Source organism: Halobacillus sp. BBL2006, from assembly GCF_000786645.1.
Classification (GTDB): Bacteria; Bacillota; Bacilli; order Bacillales; family Halobacillaceae; genus Halobacillus.
Window position 1 is genome coordinate 1 of the sequence record NZ_JRNX01000568.1, and the last position, 4,182, is coordinate 4,182.

Annotated in this window: 4 protein-coding genes and 1 pseudogene; 2 read left to right on the forward strand and 3 right to left on the reverse strand. The window is 43.9% G+C overall.

All coding sequences use genetic code 11. The features are described from left to right. Positions 1-161, reverse strand: a pseudogene (locus LD39_RS22775) (LL-diaminopimelate aminotransferase); the annotation flags it as partial. A gap of 306 nt (positions 162-467) precedes the next feature. Between LD39_RS22775 and LD39_RS16005 the strand changes: the two are divergent. Further along, positions 468-1,655 (forward strand): CaiB/BaiF CoA-transferase family protein, encoded by a 1,188-nt coding sequence (locus LD39_RS16005; RefSeq protein WP_035549618.1) that lies wholly within the window; start codon positions 468-470, stop codon positions 1,653-1,655. A gap of 11 nt (positions 1,656-1,666) precedes the next feature. Further along, complete coding sequence (locus LD39_RS16010) at positions 1,667-2,854, forward strand: acyl-CoA dehydrogenase family protein (protein WP_035549614.1); 1,188 nt, start codon at positions 1,667-1,669, stop codon at positions 2,852-2,854. 40 nt (positions 2,855-2,894) lie between these two features. On the opposite strand, the gene LD39_RS16015 is transcribed toward LD39_RS16010, so the two are convergent. Together LD39_RS16015 and LD39_RS16020 are read right to left on the reverse strand one after the other, a co-directional pair. Next, positions 2,895-3,410: a DinB family protein gene (locus LD39_RS16015; protein WP_035549616.1), complete on the reverse strand. Its 516-nt coding sequence runs from the start codon at positions 3,408-3,410 to the stop codon at positions 2,895-2,897. Positions 3,411-3,423: 13 nt separating this feature from the next. Further along, the gene (locus LD39_RS16020; protein ID WP_035549621.1) at positions 3,424-3,900 is read right to left on the reverse strand and encodes a GNAT family N-acetyltransferase; all 477 of its coding nucleotides are present in this window, start codon (positions 3,898-3,900) and stop codon (positions 3,424-3,426) included. Between the last annotated feature and the right edge of the window lie 282 nt (positions 3,901-4,182).

The window sequence follows — 4,182 nt, forward strand, 5'->3', positions numbered from 1 at the left end:
GTTAACCGCTTGATGATAAAAGATGGTGTGGGCAGGTCCGGGGCTCCGATTCCTAGATCGATGACGTCGATCCCCTTCTCTTCCAACTGCTTCTTTTTTTGATGAAAGATAGAAAACAGATAAGGAGGTAAACTTTTAACTTGCTCTGAACCATAGATCATCTTCCAAACCCCCGAATCAAAGGTATAATAAATATTTTTTTGAGGCTCTATAATATCATTGAGCGCTCAAGGCCCTTCCACTTTTAATGCCTACTGTTACATCCTATTAAAAAAAATTTGGTTTATGATTGCTCAATTCATAATCATAATTTCTTCCCTTTCTCGATAAGATATAATGTAACTTCAATACTATGAGGACAGACCCTATGCCTCTATTCCAATGATTCTAGTAGATCCCAAGCCAGTTGGATTCATACATTGTATGGGTTCTTCTGGCTTTTCTTATGGAGAAAGGATGTGATTCACCTGACTGCAGCGTTAGAAGGGATTCGGGTCCTCGATTTGACAAGAGTTCTCGCCGGACCTTATTGCTCGATGATTTTGGGTGATCTTGGTGCAGAAGTGATAAAAGTAGAAGCACCAGGAGGAAGCGATGACACAAGAAAGTGGGGACCTCCATTTCAAGAAGGTGTCAGTGCGTATTATTTGTGTGCGAACCGTAATAAACAAAGCATTACCGTCAATTTAAAATCAGAAGCTGGAAAAGAAATCATTAAAAAGCTTGTACAAGAGAGCGATGTCGTCCTTCACAATTTTAAAACAGGGACAATGGAACGACTGGGACTTGATTATGAAACTTTTAGAAGTCTAAATCCCGGCATAGTTTTCTGCTCCATTACGGGGTTTGGAGAAACTGGGCCGAACAAGAACCTTCCAGGCTATGATTTCATCATTCAGGCTATGAGCGGACTGATGAGCATTACTGGAGACGATGACTCTGGACCTCAAAAGTTAGGCGTGGCGATTACGGACATTTTGACAGGCTTGTATGCCTGTATTGGGATCCAGGCTGCCCTATTGGAAAGAACCCACTCTGGGGAGGGACAGAAAATCGACCTCTCCTTATATGATTCCGCTGTGAGCGCGCTCATCAATATTGGAAGCAACTACCTGATGACTGGACAAGTTCCAGAGCGATTAGGCAATCATCATGCAAATATCGTCCCTTACCAGACCTTTCACTCCAGTGATGGTGAAATGGTCATTGCCGTCGGAAATGACCATCAATTTGCTGCTCTCTGTCACGTCATCAACCAGACTCACTTGATATTTGATACTAGATTTCGAACCAATCCTGCGAGAGTCGAAAACCGGAAAGAGCTGACTAAGATTTTACAAATAGCTTTTTCCACGCAACCGACTACCTATTGGAAGGAAAAATGCCACCAGGCCAATATTCCGTTCGGACCGATCCAGACGTTGAAGGAAGTAGTGAACGACGGTCATTTAGAAGCTCGCGGTATGTTCGTTTCTGCAGACCATCCTAAAGCCGGCCAAGTCAAAATGATAGGCAGTCCGTTGAAGCTCTCAAAGACACCAACCCAAATAAAGCAGCATCCTCCGGAACCAGGGGAACATACGATGGAAATATTGCAGGCGTTAGGTTATACGCCTTCTCAAATTGAAAACTTAAGAAAATCCAACACGATCTGAGGAGTGATTGTATGAATTTTGACTTCAGCGATGAACAAGTCATGCTCCGGAAAACGGTGAGAGATTTTGTAGATAAAGAAATTATGCCTTATATCGGAGATTGGGATGCAAAAGGACACTTTGAAACTAGCATCTTTACTAAGCTTGCCTCTCTTGGACTGATGGGTGTATGTATTCCGACGGAGTATGGTGGAAGCGGCATGGATTATAATGCATTGGCGATTGTCTGTGAGGAACTGGAACGAGGCGATACCGCGTTTCGAACGGCAGTCTCTGTTCACACAGGATTGAACAGTATGTCGCTGCTTCAGTGGGGTACGGAACAGCAAAAGCAGAAATATTTGATTCCGCAGGCTAAAGGGGAAAAAGTCGGAGCATTCGGACTGACAGAGCCTGGAGCGGGTTCTGATGTAGCCGCTTTACAATCAACGGCTCGGCTAGAAGGCGATCATTATGTGCTTAACGGCCAGAAAACCTGGATTTCTCTCTGTGATGCAGCTGATCATTTTCTTGTTTTTGCTTACACGGATAAAAGCAAAAAGCATCATGGTATTTCCGCTTTTATTGTGGAAAGGACGATGGAAGGCTTCTCCTCCAAATCAACGAAAGGAAAGCTCGGGATTCGCGCAGGAAATACTGGAGAGCTGTTTTTTGATGGAGTAAAAGTACCTAAAGAGAATCTCCTCGGTGAAGAAGGTGATGGATTCAAAATTGCCATGGCCGCTTTGGATAACGGCCGTTTTACCGTTGCGGCCGGAGCCTGCGGGCAGATTATGGCATGCTTGGAAGCGAGTATCGACTATTGTCATGACCGGAAAACATTTGGCAAAGAGATTGGCAGGCACCAGCTCGTCCAGCAAATGATTGCGAAGATGGAAGCAGGTCTCCAAATGAGTCGCTTACTTGTATATCGTGCAGGCGAACTGAAAAATGATGGCAAACGGAATACACGAGAAACTTCCTTGGCAAAGTGGCAAGCATGTGATTTTGCCAACCAAGCTGCGGACGATGCCGTTCAAATTCACGGCGCTTATGGGTACTCCAACGAATATCCCGTCGAACGTTATTTAAGAAATTCTAAAGCGCCGGTCATCTATGAAGGGACACGAGAAATTCATACGATCATGCAGGCGGAATATGTACTCGGGTATCGTAAAGACAAACCACTTAATAAGATGCTTCCTTCTTGGAAGTCTTAATCAAAAAAAGCGTCATTCAGGAGTGAATGGCGCTTTTAATTCACACTTTTGCCCGCAGCATTTTCCTGGTCATACGAATCTGTCCTCTATGGTTGATCTCATCTTCAAAAACATGAAACCAAATGAAATAGTGATTCGATTTGTGCCCATCCCACAGGCAATCCTCGTATAACCATTCATCATTGCGTACCTTAAACTCCTCTAACGTTCTCGCCCGGACCTCGGTCAGCTTATCAAGATAAAAGTCCAAAGAATGGCCTCTGATCTCGCTTCTCCCTTGATTTCCTAAACTATAAGCAGCTCCCCACTCGACCATCTCTTCTTGATTCGGTCTTCTGCCGTCGAAGAGTTCGATTTGGAACCCTTTTTCAATGGCAGCGATATGGAACAGAAGGGATCCAATGCTATTGGCTTCTTCATGCGGAATGTAATCGAGTTCTTCCATCGTTAAGCCTTCGACCGCTTCCAAGGTCGTACTTCTCGCATAATCCATCATTGCGACTAAGTTTGCCATTTGAGAGGTGTAGCTGTTATCATTCTCAATTTTATAGGCCATGCGGTTATTCCTTTCATCCCAGGCTCCTTACAAATAACACCCGGTCTTTCTCTCGCCCGTCGTATTGTGTTACAACAGGGACACCATCGATTTCTTTGTCCCCCTTTTCCATTTCAAAGCCCATCTTTTTGTGGTACGCAACGGAACCTTTATTCACAGGCGAGGTAATAGCACGCACAACACTTCTATTGTTCACTTTTGCCACTTTAAAGAACGTGTCATACAACTTCGTGGCGACTTCTCGCTCTCTATAATCAGGATGAACGCCAACAAAGTGTATGTAAGCCTCATCTAAATGCGATTGGGACAGGAATCCAATGAGAAAGCCGACAACCTCTCCTTCTTCTTCTTCTGCAACGAAACTTGTTTGAGTAAAATGGAGAAAGAACAATCTAGGAACCATATCAGACATTTCTCTGCCCCCCCACCAGTCATTAATCAAGGGCGAGATCATATCATAATCGGAAGCTTGCACATGTCGAATTTTCATCGTATCCATCATCCTCCTCTAGGAATTGTTGCTAAAAATTGCTAAATAGCTGTTCTTCCTAGATTCGTTTTCCTTCGATAAAAATCCTTCTTCTCCTAAAACGTCCGCCAAACGCCTTACCTTTATTTTAGCCAACAGATGATGAAATCACGGACTACACTGGATTACTAAGTCTGTCGTGCACTTAATAGAGTGATCGTAATTAATATAATTCCAATTCCTATAGTCTGAATAAGAGTAAGCACTTCCCCCAGCACCGTTACTCCAAATAGGGATGCGGTA

Coding starts and splice junctions, on each gene's coding strand:
- LD39_RS16010 (WP_035549614.1), top strand. CDS start 1,667: ATGAATTTTGACTTCAGCGATGAACAAGTCATGCTCCGGAAAACGGTG.
- LD39_RS16020 (WP_035549621.1), bottom strand. CDS start 3,900: ATGAAAATTCGACATGTGCAAGCTTCCGATTATGATATGATCTCGCCC.
- LD39_RS16015 (WP_035549616.1), bottom strand. CDS start 3,410: ATGGCCTATAAAATTGAGAATGATAACAGCTACACCTCTCAAATGGCA.